Here is a 17,486-nt window from a genome sequence, read left to right on the forward strand (position 1 = left end):
CTACTGGCTGGAATCCTGTCGCTCCGGGCGCCGGGAGACTTCGAGGACCGCCCAGACCGTCTTGCCCGGCCCGTCCACGCACGGATACCAGCCCCAGCGATCGGCCAGTGCGGCGACCAAAAGGAGGCCGCGGCCGCCCTCCTGATCGGGTGAGGCAGGGCCGACGGGGGTAGGGAGGCATTCGCCCCGGGTGTCCGTGACCTCGATGCGGATGGCCGTGCCCTCGGCGACGAGACGGAGGCGGAAGTCGCGGCCGTGTACGTGGCCGTGGCGCACCGCGTTGCTACTGAGCTCGGCGACGGTCAGCAGCAACGCATCGTGCGCCTCGCTCCCGTACGGGATGCCCCAGGCGTCGAGACGCTCGCCGGCCAGGCGTCGGGCGAGACGGGCGCCGCGTGGGGTGGAGCTGAAACGCATCGTGAAGTGGTGCCAGGTGAAGCGGGGTTGTGCGGTGCGCGCGGGACGCTTGGGGAGGGGTGGCTGCTTGCTGGTCATGCCTCAACGCTGATGCACTGTGGCCGAGCGTGACCAGGGGTGACGCGCTGTCGCCAGACGGCTGTACGTGATGTGCATCTGCCTGTACGCAGGAGGGGGGCGCGCGGCGGCCCTCTGGGGCGGGCGCGGCCGGAACCGGTGTCGAACCGCCCCCGCCGTCCGAGCGCCCCCGCCTTCGGTTCTCAGTCCTTCAGCTGGGTGAAGCGGAGGTGGTTGCCGAAGGGATCGCGGAGGCCGCAGTCGATTCCGTACGGCCTCTCCGTCGGCTCGTCGGTGAACTCCACGCCCCGGGCCAGCAAAGTCTCGTACGTCTTGCGGCAGTCGTCCGTGGTGAGGATGAGCGCGCTGCCCAGTGCCCCCTTGGTCAGCAGTTCGCGGACCTGCTCGGCCGTCTCCTCGGACATCGCCGGAGGGCCGGGCTTCTCCAGCAGTACCTGGCGGTCGGGATGCCCTGGGACGCTTACCGTGAGCCAGCGCATGAAGCCCATGTCGACATCGGCATTGACCTCCAGGCCGAGCTTGCCGACGTAGAAATCGAGGGCCTGGTCCTGGTCGAGGACGTAGATCTGTGAGTGCGTGATCGCGTTGAACATGTGAATCACGCTAGTCGGCGGGACCGGCGAAAACTTATCCGAAACTGCTCGGTCGGCGGTCAGGCGGCTCAGGCGCTCGGCCGCGTCCACGCCTTCGTGAAGCACGTGGGTACGTCCACGGCCGCCGACTCCTTGCGGTACGTCCTCGGCGACCGGCCGACGATGTCGCTGAAGGTACGGCTGAACGTGCCCGTGCTGCCGAAGCCGACCTCGTAACAGATGTCCGTGACGCTTCGTTCGCTCTCCCGCAGCAGGAACATCGCCCGCTCGACGCGGCGGCGTTGCAGATAGCGGTGCGGGGTCTCGCCGAAGGTGGCGCGGAAGGTGCGGGCGAAGTGTGCCGGGGAGATGTGGGCGATCCGGGCGAGGGCAGGCACGTCCAGCGCTGCGCGTACGCGCGGTCCATCGCGTCCCGCGCGCGGAGCATACGGCGGTTGGTCTCTTCGGCGGTCCGGCTCACAGCACCATCCCACCACGGGACGGCTGCCCGGAGCCGGAAGGCACTGTCGTACCCCGTCAGTAGGCTCGGACCATGAGCGTCTCCCTCTACTACTGCGCGAGCCGGGCCACACCGCTGACGGATGCCGAGACGGCCGCTGTCGAGCGGATCGTTGCCGCTCACAGGGCGTCCTTCCCGTACGAGGACGAGGAAAGCCTGTACCTCTACAACAGCGATGGCAGCCGGCCGGACGAGGTCGTCGCCGGTTCCACCAAGATGCCGTTCGACCCCGGCAAGGTGCTGCCGGTGCTCGACCATGTGCTGGGCTCCGTCTCCGAGTTGCGCCGCGCTCTGCCGGAAGCGGAGTGGCGCGTCCACATGGATGACCTCGACGTCCCGTGGGACGAGGCCGAGGGCTATGCCTTCCCCGGCATGCGCGATCCGGACCTCGCCACCGAGCTCGGCGACCTCTGAGATCCCCCGTCCGCAGTCTGCGAGGGTGCTGTGGTCAGGGCAGTCGTGTCAGTTCGCGGAGCCGGCTGACCAGCGCGTGGACATCGCGTTCGGCCGGTGGGCCTGCGGGCGCTGTCGGAGTGGTGTCCGACGCAGCGGTGCGACAGCTCCTGCACAGGCCGTCGGGCAGTGCTTCGGGCGCTCCGGGACGGCCACACTCGGTGCACTCCGCCAGCAGGCGAGGCCCCCTGGTGGCGGCGGCCGTCGCAGGGGCGGTGCTGCTGGTCAGCCGCGGTGGCAGCTTGTCGGTGAGGCGGCGGCGCACGAAGCCCACGGGGGAGTCCACCTGTGCGGGGAGGCCCGCAGTGAGGGCATGGGTGAGGTAGTCGGCATCCACGCCACGCGTGAACCAGGCGGCGGCCAGGGGCTCAAGGACGCGGCAGTCGGCTGCGGAGAGGGCCAGGCGCGCGTCCACGCGGCCGAGTTGGGCCAGCGCGAGGTACGCGGGAGAGAGCGCGACCTGGGCCGCCCCGTGCGTGCGCTGCCCGGGCACGGCAGGGGGCGCGGGCGCGGGGTGCGTCACGCTTGCGGCGGCGGCATCGGGGGCAACCGCGGTGTGTCGCGGGGCGGGCTCGGGCGGTGCGGCCGGTGAGGTGGCCGCGTTCCGGGGTGACGCAGCGACCGGGGCCTGCGGACCGGCGTCGGCCGGCAGGGGAGCGGGTGTCGCCTCGGGTGCGGGGACGCTGCCCTGGGTGGTCAGGAAGGCGTCCCACCACTCGTTGTCGCGGGCGGTCCGGGACCAGTAGGTGCGGGACACCCAGCGGACCTGGTCCCGCTCACCGGCCAGACAGCGCACGCGCCGCAGGTGCCCCGCTACCCCGAGGGCCTTCAGGGCGCTGGAGACGGCCATCTGGCCGTACAGGGGCAGGTGTTTGGCCAGCGACTTGATGTCCATCGCCGCGCCGTCGGGGAGCCGGTCGACGTATCCGGCGATGTACCGCTCGCGATCCGGCATCAGGGCGAAGTCATCGGCCTGGGGCGCGCGTTGGCCTGACGCGGTTCGCTTGCCGTAGCCGGGGCGGGCCTTCGCGTACGGGCGCGAGGATGCGGGTGCGGGGAGGGCAGGGCTAGGGTGCTCGATAGCCACGAGATCGTCCGTTTCGATCTTGGGGTGAGACCCCGGCCTGGTGTTTGCTGCACCGCGTCGGGGTCGTTTCGTTGGGGGCACCGTAAGCAGTCGTCACGACGTGCTGCAAGCTCATCACGTTTAGTCATATCAGCTGGCCGTGACGGGGTGGGGAGGGTGGGGAGGTTTTCCCAAAACCCTTCTTTCACCTACCGGGTGGACAACATCGCTCGAATCCCGGAGCCCGCGTCCCGGCTCTCGTGTCCCGAAGCTCAAGCGTCGGGTCCGGGCCTCGTAGGGCGTCCCTCTAATGGGTGACCAATCCGCCCTCGAAGCTCGACGCTCGACGTCTCAGCCCCGAGCGTCGAGCCCGCCCGGGCCATGCCTGATTGAGGAGGGCTGTCAGAGGCGAGCGCGGCCCCCCGGCGGGCGCTTCCTCGCCACTCGACGGGCGGCCCGCATCTGGTCCGCCGACCCTGGCTACGAGCGGCTCGAAGCCCATGCCCGTGGGCGGAGACGGCGCGTCGGCTCAGTACCACTCCTCCACCGTCCGCTCCTCGGTGGTGACGAGGTAGTCGTCCGGATCGAGGTCCATCGACTTGCGGGCCGGCGAGTCCGCGTACATCGCGTTGCGCTCAGCGAACGTCTCCGGGCCCTCGTAGGTGATCAGCCAGACGAACTGGTTGTGCTCCCGGTCGACCCAGGCACCGCCGATCGCGAACCCCCACTCAAGACGCAGCGGCAGGATCTCGGCCTTCCACCGCTGCGCCCACTCGTCCAGCAGTCCTTCGCGGACGGTGTAGGTGCGGAGCTGGGTGGTCTTGGCCATGAGGGGTGTCCTCTCGCGGGTCGACTCGGTGCGCCACCGCAGAGGCTGAGTAATCCACGGGTGGCAGGGATGGATGAGCGTCGGCCCCGCTTGTACCCACTCTTTGGAGGGACCTACCGGCGAACGCTGTGCAGGTGGGCGACCCGGTGGTTACGGTGCCCGAGTGGGACGAGACAAGGCGGGCGCGGTGGTTCGAGGGCCGCAGACGTGGGTGATGTCGTCCTGTCGGTTGAGCTGTGAAGTGCTGTCTGTTGTGTGACGGTTGGGCGCGACTGACGTGGTGCGTGTGCGTACGGGGACAGGCGGTGGCGGATGACGCAGGACGAGATGGATGCTGGCGTGGGTGCGGAGGAGGGTGCGGAGCGCTCGTCGGGTGCCTCCGCCCAGCCGGAGGGCAAGGCGGAGAACGGAGTTGCGGTCGCGTTCGGGCGGCAGTTGAAGCTGCTGCGGGTGCGGGCGGGGCTGGACCGGGTGGAGTTCGGCAAGCGGGTCGGGTACGCGGCGCAGTCGGTGGCCTCGTTCGAGCAGGGGCGGCGGATTCCGCAGCCGGAGTTCATCGACAAGGCGGACCGGGTGCTGGACGCCGGGGGACTGCTGGTGGCGTTGAAGGAGGAGTTGGCGCGGTCGCAGTATCCGGCGTTCTTTCGGGATGCTGCGCGACTGGAGGCCGAGGCGCTGGAGCTCTTCCTATACGCAGTGAGTGCCGTACCTGGGCTACTGCAAACCGAGGAGTACACCCGTGCTCTGCTTGCGATGCGGCGGCCGCTGCTGGACGAGGACATCATTGAGCAGCGTGTGTTGTCTCGCATTGCTCGACAGCAGGTACTCAACCGGTGGCCCGCTCCCCTGATCAGCTTCGTGATCGAGGAAGCCGTGTTGCGGAGGCCATTCGGCGGAAAGCCCGTGCTGCGGGGAGTGCTTGAGCAGATCCTTCTCGTGGGCCGTCAGCGAAGCGTTGAGATTCAGGTCATGCCGACTGTCCGCGAAGACAATGCGGGGCTGGATGGGCCGTTCACCTTGATCACGCGCAGGAGCGGTGAGCAACTCGCGTACTTGGAGGTACAAGGGCGCAGCATCCTGCTGACCGATCGCGACGAGGTGCGCTCTGTGGCGGCACGCTATGGGATCATCCGTTCGCAGGCTCTGACTCCGCAGGAGTCTCTGGTATTCATCGAGAAGTTGCTGGGAGAGCTATGAAGACCACTGATGCTCCTGTCACGCAGGAGCTGGCTTGGGTCAAGAGCAGCTACAGCGGGGCTGAAGGCGGCGAGTGTGTCGAGGTGGCTGCCGCCGTTGCCGAGGTGTTCGTCCGGGACTCGAAGCAGGCCAATGGCCCTGTGCTGACCGTCGGGCCCGGTGCTTGGGCTGGCTTCGTGGGGCTCGTCACTGGCTAAGCGACGTACGTGAGAGGGCCCCGCCGCGCGCCGATCCGGCGTTGCGGCGGGGCCGCTCCTGTACGTAGAGGCCCTACTCGTCCACGTTCTCCTCGCGGCGGATCATCCGCCACGCCGCCCGGCGTGCGCTGCGGTCCAGGTTGGACCGGAAGCTCTTGTCGGGGCCGAAGTACTGGCGCCCTATGCCGGCGGTCGTCTCGATGTGGTCGGCCATGTTGTCGGCGAAGGCCCGGTCGAAGACCTTGCCGAAGTTGGCCTCGTCGTTGACGACGGCCGCCGCTCGGACCTTGGGGTCTTCCGTGGTCTTGTTGAACGGCTTCCGGACGTCTTCCTCGGTGAAGTCCGTGCCGAACTTGGCGTTGAACGCCTCGATCAGCTCCGACAGCAGCGACTTCTCCGCCTCCGCTGCGCCACCCGTGCCGTCACCGAAGCCGGGGAGCTGGGCGGACCCCTCGGGGGTCAGGGAGACGTCGTACTCGCCGGTCTTCTCCACCCGCAGGTGACTGAGGTCGATCTCGCCTATGTCGACGCCACCGTCCGCACGGCGGGGGAGCCGGTTGAGGAGGTAGCGGCCGTAGAGGTGGAGCCGTTCCAACTCGGCGTCGCGGTACGGAACGATCTGGGCGAGGAAGCCGTACTTGCGCACGTAGTCGTTCAGGTCCGCACGGAAGTCCTCCGCCGTCTCCACATCGTCCTCCTCCTCACTCTCCATGAGCGGGGTGAAGCGGGCGACGGCAGGGGACAGGAGCCGGTACAGCTCCGCGTGCAGCTTCTCCCACTTGGCCTGCGAGCCGGCCGCCTTCTCCTTCGCCGCGAAGTATGCCGCAGCGAACTCGTCCATCTCCGACTCCGAGATGATCGGCGCCGACATCACCCGGCTCTGCGCGGTGTAGAGCAGATTCGGGTCGGACGGGAGGGTGTTGGCCTCCTCGAAGTACGGGCGGAACGCGTCCCGGATGTCCTCGGCGTCGTTCGCGAAGTCCAGGACCGCGAGGTCCGCCTGGTTCTTGCGGTCGGCGGTGCGGTTGAGCCGGGAGAGGGTCTGGACGGCGGAGATGCCGGTCAGCTTCTTGTTGACGTACATGGTCGTCAGCAGCGGCTGGTCGAAGCCGGTCTGGTACTTCTCCGCGACCACCAGGATCTTGTACTCCTGCTGGCCCCGGCCGCCCGCGCCGACCGCCTTGTCGTCTGCACGCGTGTACGCGAACGCCTTCGGCAGCGCGCTCTCCGCGATCCCGCCGTTTTCCTTCGGCTCGGTCGTCTCCTCGTCGTCGATCGTGAGCGAGCCGGAGAAGGCCACCAGGACACCCAGGTCCGGGTACTTGGTGTCGTACTCCCGGTCCTTGATGTAGCTCTTGATCGCCCGCGCCATCTCCACGGCCGACTGCCGCGAACCCGTCACCACCATGGACTTGGCCCGCCCACCGAGCCGGCCGCGGGAGTGCGCCAGGAAGTGCTCGACAATCACCTGAGCGTGCTGGGAGACGGTGTACTCGTGGGTGAGCGCGTACCGGGCGAGCAGGCTGTTGGCCTTGGAGGGGTCCACCTCGCGCTCGTCCGGATTCTGGTTCACCAGCTTCCAGTACGTGTTGTACGTGACGTAGTTCCGCAGCGGATCGAGGATGAAGCCTTCCTCGATGGCCTGGCGCATGGAGTACGTGTGGAAGGGGCGGTAAGCCGCCTTGCCGTCCACGATGTCTTCCGTGCCGAAGAGTTCGAGCGTCTTCGCCTTCGGGGTGGCGGTGAACGCGAAGTAGGAGAGGTTCGCGGCCTGTGAGCGCTCCGCGGCCTTCTTCTTCAGCTTCTCGTCGAGCGTGACGGTGATCGCACCCTGGTCCTCAGAGTCGGAGTCCAGACCGAGGTCACGCAGGGCCGCGCGGACGGCGGTGGCGGCGTCGCCCGACTGGGAGGAGTGCGCCTCGTCCACAATGATGGCGAAGCTGGTGCCCTCGATCTTGGTCGGGTTGCGCTGGATGTAGTCCAGCAGGGCCGGGAACGAGTGCAGGGTGACCGTGACGATCTTGCCCGTGTCCCGTGACAGCGCGCGGGCGAGCTGCTCGCTCTTCGAGCCGTGCTTCTCGTCCACCTTCACGACCAGGCCCTCGGTCTGCGAGAAGCTGCCCACCGTCTCGCGGAGCTGGGCGTCGAGGTTGCGGCGGTCCGTGATGACGATGACCTTGTCGAAGACCGGTACGCCCGGCTTGATCCGGCCGGAGGACAGCGCATCCGGGTCGAGCGTCCGGGGGTCGGTGTCGGCGTGGAGGTCACTCAGACGGTGGGCGAGCCAGCCGATAGTGTTCGACTTGCCGGAGCCGGCGGAGGCCATCACGAGGTAGTTCTGGCCCACGCCGAAGGTCGCTGCGTGAGTGGTGAGCTTCTTAACCACGTCCCACTGGTGGAAGCGCGGGAAGATCGTCGACTTCGTGGTGCCGCCACCGGGAGTTTTGTTCTTCTGCTGGTGCACGTACCGCTGGAGCAGGTCCAGCCAGTTGTCCCGCGCCCAGACCTGCTCCCACAGGTAGGAGGTGGCGTACGTGCCGTACGCGGTGGGGGCCGGGTTTCCGGCACCTCCGGGCAGGCCGGCGCCGTTGGAGCCGGTGTTGAAGGGCAGGAAGCGGGTGTTCTTGCCCCGGAGCTGGGTGGCGACGAAGACGAGGTCCGGGTCGACGGCGAAGTTGGCGATGACGCGGCGGGTGAAGATCAGCTCGGTGGGGTCGCGGTCGGTGCGGTACTGCTCCTTGGCGTGCTCGACGCCCTGCCGCGTGAGCGGGTTCTTCAGCTCGGCGGTGGCGACGGGGATGCCGTTGAGGAACAGAGTCAGGTCGAGCTTGTTGCCCCAGTCGGCCTGCTTGGTGGCGTAGACGAGCTCGCGTACGACGGTGAGGCGGTTGGCGCGGTAGCCGTCGAGGACGGAGTCGTCGGCGACGAGGTTCGGCTTGAAGTAGGCCACGCGGAGGCGGACGCCCCGGTCCTTGACGCCGTTGCGGAGGACGTGGAGGAGGCCGTCGTCGCTGATGGCCTTGTCGAGGCGCTGGGCGAAGCCGCGCTGGGCGGCGTTGGGGTCGTTGCCGTAGACGGCGAGGAGCTCGTCCCACTCGCGGGGCTGGCTCTCGCCGAGAAACGTGAACAGCTCGTTGGTGTCGAGGCCGAGGTCGGCCTGGTAGTCCCCGGGGTGGGCCTCGCGCCATCCGCGCTCGCTCATGGCGGCGACGATGGCGGTGCCGAAGGCGGACTCGTCGTGGATGGGGCTCACGCGTGCACTCCGTCCGTTACGTTGCGGCCACTGGCGGTGGAGACGTCGAACTCGCCCGTTACGGCGGCGGTGATGAGGGCTTGGCGGCGTTCGGCGAGCAGGCCTTGAGCTTGTTTTAGGCGAGCGCGTGCGCTTCCCATCACAGCAAGTGCCCGGTTGATTTTTTCTACTCGGTCCTGGGCATCATCGGGGATAGGAATCCTGTATTCCCTCAGCTGTTCTCCCGTGAGGTGCGGAATGGTCGAGATGTTGCCATCAGCCTCGAACACTCCGCATGATTTAGCGAGCCGAAGCCAGAACATCAACCATTCGACAGGTAGGGGTCCATCTTTCCTCACCCGGTGCAGTGACTTCTGGAAGTAGCAGTCCTCGATCCGGCCATCCCACACTGCGGCTTCTGCGACACCTGCTCCGCCTTCGCAAACCAGCAGGTCGCCAGCTCGCACGGAATAACGTTGCGTCTCAGATGGGTCGAAATGCATTGTGGCCATGTCGGCTGTGGTAATTTTATACCAATGCACGTTAGCATTTCTCAAATACGATCGTTGTCGGTCACCGGATGCGCGATCCGCGTTTAGCATCTTGCCAAGTTCGGTGCGGTAGTATGCATACACGGGACCGATTTTCCAGCTAGCTGGAACGTACGGCAGCCAACGCCAACCTGTCGGCTTTCCATTGTCTCGGGTTGCCTTGCCGGACAGCATATCGCCGATCACTGCCAGTTCACGCTCGTCTAGCGCGGAGGCTTGGCTGTTGCGAGTTGTCGCCAACTGATCTATGCGAGCGATCTCAACATTGAGAAAATCGGCGATGCGGAGCTGCTCCTTGAGTGGCGCGTGAGTGACGGGAGTTCGGGACAGTGGCTCGAGATTCAGGGCACGGAAGGTTGCACCGCTTACACTAGACGCCCAGAACTGGCGGGTGACAGTTGATTGAAGTGCCCAGTAGAGGAATTGTGCGTTGGTGCCTTCCGCAGCGGCTACTCGTGCGGTTCCCTGAGTAAGATTGGCCCCGTCTAGCTCTCCAGGGACGATCATTACCTTTCCGAATGACGGCCCGATGGATACGACGAGATCACCCGTCGTTACCGTGGACCGGCGATACGAGGACGCAATCTCTGGCGTCGTCCGAAGGAGCTTGGATCGGTCCGTGACGCCGAACCCGGCGGTCATGTCCGCTGGGCGAATGTAGGGGATGCCGCCAGGTGTGTCAGGACCTGCCTGGACAATTCCATATGTGACGGGGCGGGCAGGGTCAACCAATCGTTTTAGTGGTAGAACCGGCCAGTTCACTCTGTCACCTCGTTGAGCAGAGCCTGAATTTCCGCCTCAAGCGCCTTAAGGTCGGAATCGATCTCCGCCAACGATCGCGGCGGCTCATACACGTAGAAGTGCCTCGTGAACGGGATCTCGTACCCCACCCTCATCTTCGTGTGGTCGACCCACGCGTCGGGCACATGTGGGTGTACCTCCCGCTTCAGGTACTCCTCGACGTCCTCGCCCAGCGGCACGCTTTCGTAATCCCGCAGCTCACCGTCGGGCTCCTTTTCCCCACCCTTGAGCAGCTGCACTTCGCCCTCCGGGTCCCGGATCCCCACCGTGTCCCGCAGCGCCTTCGTGAACGGTGCGCCCGTCGGGCCCTGGACACCGGCTTCCGCCATGGCGTTCCGTACCGCCACCTGCGCCTCGGACTTGGTGGCCCACTCGCTGCCCAGCAGCGGGCTCAATGCGTCCCCCAGCACCTGCGCCTCGGCGTCCGCCAGCTTCTGGTACTGCGCCTGCTCCTCGTCCGTCAGCTTTCGGCGCGCTTTCGCCTTCGCCGCCAGCTCCGGCTCACGCGGCAGGAAGCGTTCCTCCGCCCACTTCTGCACCGGCTTTGACGCCAGCAGCGCCGCCAGCGTCTCCTCCGTCAGCTCGAACCGAAGCTTCAACGGCCGCTCCACCGTGATCCGCTGGTAGCCGAAGGCCGTGTTGTCGAACACCTTCACCTTGGCGTGCAGCGGGTGCTCCGGGTTCGCCGCGGCCGTCACGGCTTCCCCGTACAGGCGGGTGATGTCGCCGATGTGGTTCGGCTTGCCGCCCGTCCCGTCGCCCAGTTCCTTGCGCTTGTCGCCCAGCGACTTTCGCATCTTCACCCACTGGTCGCGCGCGTCCAGCAGGACGACCTTGCCCTTGTGCTGGGCGTCCTTGCGGTTCGTCAGGATCCAGAAGTAGGTGGAGATGCCCGTGTTGTAGAAGAGCTGGTCCGGCAGGGCGACGATCGCCTCAAGCCAGTCGTTCTCCAGGATCCAGCGGCGGATCTCCGACTCACCCGAGCCGGCCGCGCCGGTGAAGAGCGGGGAACCGTTGAAGACGATCGCGACGCGCGAGCCGCCCCCGCCGTTCACGTCCACCGGCTTCATCTTCGAGATCATGTGCTGGAGAAAGAGCAGCGAGCCGTCGTTGATACGGGGCAGACCCGCGCCGAAGCGGCCGGAGTCGCCGAGGTTGTTGTGCTCGTACTCGACCTCCTCCTTGACCTTCTTCCACTCCACGCCGAACGGCGGGTTGGCCAGCAGGTAGTCGAACTTCTCCCGCTTGTGACCGTCGTCCGAGAAGGAGTTGCCGAACGCGATGTTCTCCGGTTCCTGCCCCTTGATCATCAGGTCGGACCGGCAGATCGCCCAGGACTCCGGGTTGAGTTCCTGGCCGCTCACCTCGACTGTGGCGTCCTCGTTGTACGCCTTGATGTAGTCCTCGGCAGCGCTGAGCATGCCGCCGGTGCCGCAGGCCGGGTCCATGACCGTGCGTACGACTCCCGGCAGGCTCAGTGCGTCGCCGTCCGGGGCGATCAGCAGGCTGACCATCAGCTTGATGACCTCGCGCGGGGTGAAGTGCTCACCCGCGGTCTCGTTCGACTGCTCGGAGAAGCGACGGATCAGCTCCTCGAAGATGTACCCCATGTTGTGGTTGGAGACGACCTCGGCGCGCAGGTCCAGGTCCGTGAACTTCCCCATGACCTGGTAGAGCAGGTTCGCGCTGTCGAGCTTGCGGATCTGCTGGGCGAACTCGTACTTCTCCAGCACCTCGCGGGCGTTGGGCGAGAAGGCGCCGATGTAGATCTGGAGGTTCGTGGCGGCGTTGTCCGGGTCACCGGCGATCTTCTTCAGCGTCAGGCTGCTCGTGTTGTAGAAGGAGTGGCCCGACGCCCGCGGAAGGAAGTAATCCGTGTCGAGGTCCTGTTCCTTGCACCGGACGACAGCCTCCGCGACCTTCTCCCGCGTCGGCTCCAACACGCATTCCAGGCGGCGCAGCACCGTGAACGGAAGGATGACCTTTCCGTAGTCGGACTGCTTGTAATCGCCGCGCAGAAGGTCGGCGACGGACCAGGCGTGGTTCGCCAGCTCCGTGTGCTTGCTGCTGTTCAAGGGATTCCCCGGTTTCCTTTCGGACCCCCCGCTCTCCGGCCTACCGGAGCGGGTACTGGCAAGTGTGGTGGTTGTGTGAAGGCCGTAGTGCTGGTTCAGGCCGATTCCGCGGCGGCCCCGCTGTCGGCCGCCGCCGGGGCTGACGGGACCAGCCCGCCCCCCGTCAGTCCGCCGACCAGCAGCCGGGCGGTCTCCTCGGCCAGTTCCGTGGCGCGCGCGGCCTCGGTTCTCAGGGCGTGGACCCGGCGGAACGCCTCGCCGTAGCGTCTCTGCTCCTCCAGCGGCAGCAGCGGGACGCGCAGTCGGCCCGGGCTGACGTGAAGCACCGTGCTGCCCGTCGACGCGCTCGCGATGTTCTCCTCCGCGCCCAGGAAGCCGGCCAGGAACCACGGATCGAGCCTTGCCGGATCCGGCCGGAACAGGTGGACCTGGTGGCCGAGCAGTGCCCCGGAATCCGCGTCGTCCGCCACGCGGGCCATCGCGCCGCCCCCGCCCGCGACCGCCCGTACGAGCACGTCGCCCGCCGCGATCACCGGTGCCCCGTCGGCCCGCAGCCCGCTCGGGTCACCCGATGGGGCCGTACCGCGCGCGATGTCCAGGCCGGTGAGTACGGCGGTCACCGGTGCCGCACCGGCGGAGCCCTTGGAGTCCGGCGCCGTGCGCAGCAACGTGAGCGCACCACCCCGGGACAGGTCCGACGCCGTGGCCGTGCGCCACACGCGCGGGGCGGGACCGGCCGCGCTCCAGTCGTCGTAACCAGCCGCCCTGCCCAGTGACTTGGCACCGGCAACGAGCCGTCGGCGTACCTCGTCCGCCTCCCTGGCCAGTTCCGCCGGGGCGATGTCCGTGCGCGAGGCGCGTACATGGCGGGCGGGGGAGAGGTCCACGACGTCGTCCAGGAGGTCGACCACCGGGACCGCGCGGGCGGTGCCCGGCTCGTCGGCGTACGCGTCCGGGTCCTTCACGAAGGCCGACCACTGGGTGAGCGCCGTCTCGGTGAGAGCCGTCCAGTTCAGCGGGGTGCGGCCGGTGCGCGTACCGGAGGCGGTGCCGCCCGCGCGTGTGCCCGTGCCCGGGCCGGTCGCCGTGTCGGCGCCCGCTCCCGCCGCCTCGGACGTGTCGACGAACAGGACCGACGTATGTGCGGGGCCCGCCGGCTCGGGACGGCGCAGCACCCAGATCTGGAGCCCCACATGGAACGGCGCCGCGGCCCCCGGAGGCAGGGCCACCACCGCGCGCAGGGCGCCGCTGCGGACCAGCTCCATGCGGACCCGGCGGCCCGAGGCGCGGGAGGCGGTGGCCGGGGGGAGGAGCAGGACGGCGTGGCCGCCCGGCACCAGATGGGACAGCGCGTGCTGGACCCAGGCGAGCTCGGACTCGGCGCGCGGCGGTACGCCGTACGCCCAGCGGGCGTCGTACGCCAGCTCGTCGTGGCCCCAGTCGCGGTCGCCGTAGGGCGGGTTGCAGAGGACGGCGTCGACGATGACCCCGTCGAACGCGTCCGCGCGGAGACTGTCTCCCGCACGCACCGTGATGTCCGCGTCCGCGGCCGCCAGCAGCAGGCTCACCGCACTGCGCTGCGCCTGCACGGTCACGCTGTCCTGGCCGTACAGCACCGTCGCGCCCCGCCGGGCGGCGGCCGAGAGCAGGGAGCCGCTGCCGCATGCCGGGTCCAGGACCTGTGCACACGGTCCGGGCACCAAGCGGGCGACGAGGTCGGCGAGCTGCACCGGGGTGCGGTAGGTGCCGCTCGCGGCGCTGTCCTCCAGCTCCCGCTCCGCCAGCACGGCCAGCGCCGCCTCGCCGCTCGCGTCGTCCTGTACGCAGCGCAGCAGCGCCCGCAGGACATCGACGTCATGCGCCGCGAAGTGGACGGCCTCCGCGCCGGGGACCAGCTCCGCGAGGTCGGCCACCGCCCTGTCGGCGCAGGCGACGAGCTCGGCGTCGGACAGGCCGGCCAGCGTGCTGAGCTCCTCGGGAGTGCGCCGGGCCGTGGCCAGTGCCAGAGGAAGCAGGGCGCCGGTCGTGCCGCCACCCCCGGGGTGCAGCCGCAGCGTGGTGCGCAGCTCCTCCGCGGGGTCGGCCGTCGAGGCGTGGCCCCGGGCGCCGAGCCACTTCTGCACGTCCACCAGGTCGTAGAGAGGGCTGCTGTCGGTGCCCCCGGACGGCGCGGGGAAGTCGTCGTGCCGACGGCGCCAGTTGCTGACGGTGGCGCGCGTGACTCCGGCGATGCGTGAGATCTCGGCGGCGGTCACCTGGGCGGGTGGCTGGGGCATGGCGGGAGTCCTGGGCCTCTCGGTAGCTGACAGCTCACAACTTACACCGTCGGTCAAACGCGTCAAGCCGTTTGACAATGCTTTCACGGTGATGCTTCTCTGGTGTTGCTTCCAAGTGAAGGTGCTCGGCCCGAGGGGGGTCCGAGGAACTCGCCGATCCCGTGGGGGGAATCGCTATGCGCATCACCATGCCGACCGCTGTCGTCGAAGGCACCCAGCTCACCGTCATGCCCTTCCGGGCGGATGCCGTGATCGGGACCATGTCCGTCCCGACGCTCGTCCAGCTCGTTCCCTCGCCCCGCCGCGAGGAGGACACGAAGACGCTCAAGGCCGCCTCCGGTGCGGTGCGCCGTCACGCCGAACTGCGGTCGCTCGTGCAGCGGGCGCTGAAGTCCACGCAGAAGGGGAAGAACGTCGGCTCGTACGCCGAGTACATCGCCGACGGCGTCAAGGGGGAGCTGGGCGCCGGCTGGTCCACGCCGCCGATCACCTTCTGGCACGCCGGACCCCTCGCCGCGCTCAGCGACGAACTGCTGCCCGGCACCGGACTGCGGACCCTGACCATCACGCCCGGCACCTCGGTCGTCGCGATCGACGGCGAGACCCAGACGACCGCCTGGCACGAGCTGTACGACGACCCGGAGCACTTCGGGCTCACCTACGCCGAACTCGCGACGATCCGCGTGCCGTTCGAGCTGTACGTCGACCTCAGCGTCGCCGACGCGCGGCAGATCTTCTACGACCGCAACGTCCAGGGCGTGGCCGTCGCGAAGAACCTGGCGATGTCCATGGACCAGCGGGACTTCGCCACCCGCCTCGCGCACCGCGTCGCCGACGCCGTCAAGGTGGACGTGGACGGCAAGCTCGTACCGTTCACCAAGCTCGTCAATGCCAGCAAGCGGCAGGTCGGCAAGAGCGACCCCGAGGTGATCACTCTCTCCGCGCTGCGGGCCCTGGTCATCACGGCGATCTACGGGCGCAACGGACTCTCCCGGTCCGCGGAGACCGTCCAGGAGGACGAGCTGCCCGCCGGCTCCGACGCCGGTCAGGTCGAGGGACACGTCGTACCGCTGCTCGCCCGGCTCATCGCCGAGCACAGCTCCCACTTCGTCTCGCGCAGCGCCCTCACCGCACCCGCCGTGCTCGCCGGGCTGGGGATCGCCGTCCACCACACGACGCCGTGGGCCGACCCGGCGAACGCGCTGAGCACCGATGCGCTGCAGCGACTCCTCGCCGACATCCGGTGGGAGCGGGAGGCGCGCTACTGGGACGGCGTGGCCGCGAAGGCCGGGGCGACCGGTCGGCTCAACTTCAGCGGCGGCGTGAAGGACTCCGGCGGCCGTGTCGCCGACGCGATGCTCTACCCGGGCACGGAGGCGGGGCGGCGCATCCGGGGGCAGTGACCGGCCTCTTCGTCACCCACCCACCGATGCCGACGCACTTTCACGATCAGGAGACCGCACGATGAATCCCGACAGCCCGCAGCAGCCCGGCCCGGCTCGTCCCGCCACCCCGCCTCCCTTCGGTGCGTATCCGACTCGGCCCGGCCCGCCGCCGCCGCATGGCACGTTCCCGGGCGCGTTCATGCCTCCGCCGCCTGTTCCCGGTAAGCCGTCACAGAGCAGGAGATGGCTCACCCACGGGGCGGTCGGTCTCGTCGCCCTCTTCCTCGGCGTCGGGATCGGCATCTCGGACGACCAGGCCCAGGCCACGGACTCCGCAGGACCCGCTCCGAAGGTGACCGTCACCAAGACCGTCACCAAGGAGGTCGAAGTGCCGGGGCCGAAGGTCACCGTGACGAAGACCGCGACGATCACGGCTCCGCCGCCCAAGCCGCCGAAGCCCAAGGGTCCGCCGACCACGGTCGAAGGGGACGGAGAGTACCTGGTGGGGGAGGACATGAAGGCGGGGACCTACAAGACTGCGGGCCCCGACGGGGGCTTCGGGTGCTACTGGGAGCGGGCGAGCAACGCCAGCGGCGAGTTCGACGCGATCATCGCCAACGGCAACCTCGACGGCAGCGGCCGGGTCACGGTCAACAAGGGCGAAGTTTTCAAGTCCACCCGCTGTCAGGAGTGGAAGCGGGTCGGCTGACCGGCTGGTCCGGTTCAGGACGACGAGTGGCGCGCTGCCTCAGGTCTCCTGCCGCCAGTGCTGGGCGGGGGTTACAGACGTCATTCCTCGGGTCTGATCGTCACCGCTCCAGCCACCGCCTCACCGCAGGCGGCCCTGAATGTCGCGCGGCAGCTCGACGCGGTGGTCGTGTCCATGGAAGACCTGACACGGTTCAGGACACCGCATCCGTGGGTGACGGAGACAGGACGCTTCGTCAAGCTCGCGCGGGTGAAGAGGAACTGGGCGTTCGTGTAGAGACGGCTCTGCCGGGGCGGCCCGCCCCGGCACAGGGCTGATCTTCGTGGGTGCGCGCTTCAGGAACGCCCCTTCACGGCAGCAAGGGGCGGCCCTCACGCGCGGCTGTGAAGTGCTCCGGTCTGAGCGCCTCCTCTCCGTATCTCGCGGTGAACGCCCGCACGCGGCCCAGCGCGGAGTCGGGGTCGGGCGGGCCCTCGCTCACGGTGAAGCCGTAGACGGCTTCGGCGAAGGCGATACCTACCTCTTGCGGGTCGTTCATGTCCATGGGCGAACTGTAGGCCGGGGGTCTGACACACCGGCCCCTCGATATCGTTCCTGACGGCGGCAAAGGGTCTCGATCGCGGGGGAGGACGTCGATGAGCGTGGTGCGGAAGCTGAGCGGTGCGGGGGCGGCGGCGCTCCTCGTCGCGACGGCGGTCGGCTGCACGGCGAGTGCGCGGCCGGGGGAGCCGACGACATCGGCGGGTGCGCCCGAGGTACGCACCGACGCCTCCCGACTGGCCACATGCGTGGAGTTGCCGGGGAAGCCGGAGAGGGTCCGCTGGCGCGTCCGGACGCTGGGGATCGTGGACGGAAGAGCGCCCGGCCCCACCGACCACCAACTGGAGGGTGTCATCTGGCTCGTCGACGGGGAAGCGGCGCGGTTGAGCGCCGGAGGGTCCTGGGAACCCGAGCCCTCCGGCGCGTCCGTGCCGGAGGAGCTGTCTCCCACGCTCGGCAAGGCGCACGGCTGGACTCGGGACACCGCTCTGGAGGACGGGGCGGCCGAGGGAGCGCCGCACTTCCTCCTCAACCAGGAAGCGAACGCCCTCTACGTCTGGGCGCTCAACCCGCAGTGCCAGTCATGAG

General features: G+C 68.5%; 15 protein-coding genes and 1 pseudogene. 6 read left to right on the forward strand and 10 right to left on the reverse strand.

Translation table 11 applies throughout. From position 1 onward, the window contains the following. From IA22_RS0121000 to IA22_RS34190, 3 genes and pseudogenes are all read right to left on the reverse strand, one after another. A complete protein-coding gene (locus IA22_RS0121000) occupies positions 1 to 495 on the reverse strand; it encodes an ATP-binding protein (protein ID WP_030124466.1) in 495 nt (164 codons plus the stop codon). 182 nt (positions 496 to 677) lie between these two features. Next, the gene (locus IA22_RS0121005) at positions 678 to 1,088 is read right to left on the reverse strand and encodes a VOC family protein (RefSeq protein WP_030124467.1); all 411 of its coding nucleotides are present in this window, start codon (positions 1,086 to 1,088) and stop codon (positions 678 to 680) included. A 68-nt stretch (positions 1,089 to 1,156) separates the two neighbouring features. Next, a pseudogene (locus tag IA22_RS34190) lies at positions 1,157 to 1,515 on the reverse strand (helix-turn-helix domain-containing protein). Between the two features lie 105 nt (positions 1,516 to 1,620). On the opposite strand from IA22_RS34190, the gene IA22_RS0121015 reads away from it, so the two are divergent. Continuing rightward, positions 1,621 to 2,001, forward strand: a complete 381-nt coding sequence (locus IA22_RS0121015) for a hypothetical protein (protein WP_030124468.1) — start codon at positions 1,621 to 1,623, stop codon at positions 1,999 to 2,001. Between the two features lie 34 nt (positions 2,002 to 2,035). Here IA22_RS0121015 and IA22_RS0121020 read toward each other — a convergent pair whose 3' ends face one another. Both IA22_RS0121020 and IA22_RS0121025 read right to left on the reverse strand, forming a co-directional pair. After that, the gene (locus IA22_RS0121020; RefSeq protein WP_030124469.1) at positions 2,036 to 3,127 is read right to left on the reverse strand and encodes a hypothetical protein; all 1,092 of its coding nucleotides are present in this window, start codon (positions 3,125 to 3,127) and stop codon (positions 2,036 to 2,038) included. A 508-nt stretch (positions 3,128 to 3,635) separates the two neighbouring features. After that, positions 3,636 to 3,935, reverse strand: a complete 300-nt coding sequence (locus tag IA22_RS0121025) for an NIPSNAP family protein (RefSeq protein ID WP_030124470.1) — start codon at positions 3,933 to 3,935, stop codon at positions 3,636 to 3,638. A gap of 312 nt (positions 3,936 to 4,247) precedes the next feature. On the opposite strand from IA22_RS0121025, the gene IA22_RS0121030 reads away from it, so the two are divergent. Both IA22_RS0121030 and IA22_RS0121035 read left to right on the forward strand, forming a co-directional pair. Continuing rightward, complete coding sequence (locus IA22_RS0121030; protein ID WP_030124471.1) at positions 4,248 to 5,132, forward strand: helix-turn-helix domain-containing protein; 885 nt, start codon at positions 4,248 to 4,250, stop codon at positions 5,130 to 5,132. After that, positions 5,129 to 5,329 carry a DUF397 domain-containing protein gene (locus tag IA22_RS0121035; protein WP_030124472.1) on the forward strand — a complete coding sequence of 67 codons (201 nt, stop codon included), beginning with the start codon at positions 5,129 to 5,131 and terminating at the stop codon, positions 5,327 to 5,329. The genes IA22_RS0121030 and IA22_RS0121035 overlap by 4 nt, the downstream gene beginning before the upstream one ends. Positions 5,330 to 5,402: 73 nt before the next feature. On the opposite strand, the gene IA22_RS0121040 is transcribed toward IA22_RS0121035, so the two are convergent. The 4 genes from IA22_RS0121040 to IA22_RS0121055 all read right to left on the reverse strand — a co-directional run bounded on the left by IA22_RS0121040 (position 5,403) and on the right by IA22_RS0121055 (position 14,264). Continuing rightward, positions 5,403 to 8,582, reverse strand: coding sequence for a type I restriction endonuclease subunit R (locus tag IA22_RS0121040; protein WP_030124473.1), 3,180 nt, complete (start codon positions 8,580 to 8,582; stop codon positions 5,403 to 5,405). Beyond that, on the reverse strand, positions 8,579 to 9,874 hold the full coding sequence (locus IA22_RS35345) for a restriction endonuclease subunit S (protein ID WP_157840933.1): 1,296 nt from the start codon (positions 9,872 to 9,874) through the stop codon (positions 8,579 to 8,581). The genes IA22_RS0121040 and IA22_RS35345 overlap by 4 nt, the downstream gene beginning before the upstream one ends. Continuing rightward, on the reverse strand, positions 9,871 to 11,988 hold the full coding sequence (locus IA22_RS0121050; protein ID WP_030124474.1) for a type I restriction-modification system subunit M: 2,118 nt from the start codon (positions 11,986 to 11,988) through the stop codon (positions 9,871 to 9,873). The genes IA22_RS35345 and IA22_RS0121050 overlap by 4 nt, the downstream gene beginning before the upstream one ends. 95 nt (positions 11,989 to 12,083) lie before the next feature. Then, positions 12,084 to 14,264 carry an N-6 DNA methylase gene (locus IA22_RS0121055; protein WP_030124475.1) on the reverse strand — a complete coding sequence of 727 codons (2,181 nt, stop codon included), beginning with the start codon at positions 14,262 to 14,264 and terminating at the stop codon, positions 12,084 to 12,086. Positions 14,265 to 14,440: 176 nt separating this feature from the next. On the opposite strand from IA22_RS0121055, the gene IA22_RS34195 reads away from it, so the two are divergent. Together IA22_RS34195 and IA22_RS0121065 are read left to right on the forward strand one after the other, a co-directional pair. Further along, on the forward strand, positions 14,441 to 15,667 hold the full coding sequence (locus IA22_RS34195) for a DNA sulfur modification protein DndB (RefSeq protein WP_030124476.1): 1,227 nt from the start codon (positions 14,441 to 14,443) through the stop codon (positions 15,665 to 15,667). A gap of 181 nt (positions 15,668 to 15,848) precedes the next feature. Further along, positions 15,849 to 16,358 (forward strand): hypothetical protein, encoded by a 510-nt coding sequence (locus IA22_RS0121065; RefSeq protein WP_190875146.1) that lies wholly within the window; start codon positions 15,849 to 15,851, stop codon positions 16,356 to 16,358. Positions 16,359 to 16,707: 349 nt separating this feature from the next. On the opposite strand, the gene IA22_RS0121075 is transcribed toward IA22_RS0121065, so the two are convergent. Then, on the reverse strand, positions 16,708 to 16,902 hold the full coding sequence (locus tag IA22_RS0121075) for a hypothetical protein (RefSeq protein ID WP_015579572.1): 195 nt from the start codon (positions 16,900 to 16,902) through the stop codon (positions 16,708 to 16,710). A gap of 91 nt (positions 16,903 to 16,993) precedes the next feature. Between IA22_RS0121075 and IA22_RS0121080 the strand changes: the two genes are divergently transcribed. After that, entirely contained in the window at positions 16,994 to 17,485 is a 492-nt protein-coding gene (locus IA22_RS0121080) for a hypothetical protein (RefSeq protein ID WP_030124479.1), read from the forward strand. Position 17,486: the final 1 nt, after the last annotated feature.

This window comes from Kitasatospora papulosa (genome assembly GCF_000717245.1).
In the GTDB taxonomy this organism is placed as follows: domain Bacteria; phylum Actinomycetota; class Actinomycetes; order Streptomycetales; family Streptomycetaceae; genus Streptomyces; species Streptomyces papulosus.

Excerpts from the sequence above, each read along its gene's own strand:
- IA22_RS0121025 (WP_030124470.1), bottom strand. The coding sequence starts at position 3,935 with ATGGCCAAGACCACCCAGCTCCGCACCTACACCGTCCGCGAAGGACTG.
- IA22_RS0121005 (WP_030124467.1), bottom strand. The coding sequence starts at position 1,088 with ATGTTCAACGCGATCACGCACTCACAGATCTACGTCCTCGACCAGGAC.
- IA22_RS34195 (WP_030124476.1), top strand. The coding sequence starts at position 14,441 with ATGCGCATCACCATGCCGACCGCTGTCGTCGAAGGCACCCAGCTCACC.
- IA22_RS0121080 (WP_030124479.1), top strand. The coding sequence starts at position 16,994 with ATGAGCGTGGTGCGGAAGCTGAGCGGTGCGGGGGCGGCGGCGCTCCTC.
- IA22_RS0121055 (WP_030124475.1), bottom strand. The coding sequence starts at position 14,264 with ATGCCCCAGCCACCCGCCCAGGTGACCGCCGCCGAGATCTCACGCATC.
- IA22_RS0121030 (WP_030124471.1), top strand. The coding sequence starts at position 4,248 with ATGACGCAGGACGAGATGGATGCTGGCGTGGGTGCGGAGGAGGGTGCG.
- IA22_RS0121065 (WP_190875146.1), top strand. The coding sequence starts at position 15,849 with ATGCCTCCGCCGCCTGTTCCCGGTAAGCCGTCACAGAGCAGGAGATGG.
- IA22_RS0121075 (WP_015579572.1), bottom strand. The coding sequence starts at position 16,902 with ATGGACATGAACGACCCGCAAGAGGTAGGTATCGCCTTCGCCGAAGCC.
- IA22_RS0121015 (WP_030124468.1), top strand. The coding sequence starts at position 1,621 with ATGAGCGTCTCCCTCTACTACTGCGCGAGCCGGGCCACACCGCTGACG.
- IA22_RS0121035 (WP_030124472.1), top strand. The coding sequence starts at position 5,129 with ATGAAGACCACTGATGCTCCTGTCACGCAGGAGCTGGCTTGGGTCAAG.
- IA22_RS0121000 (WP_030124466.1), bottom strand. The coding sequence starts at position 495 with ATGACCAGCAAGCAGCCACCCCTCCCCAAGCGTCCCGCGCGCACCGCA.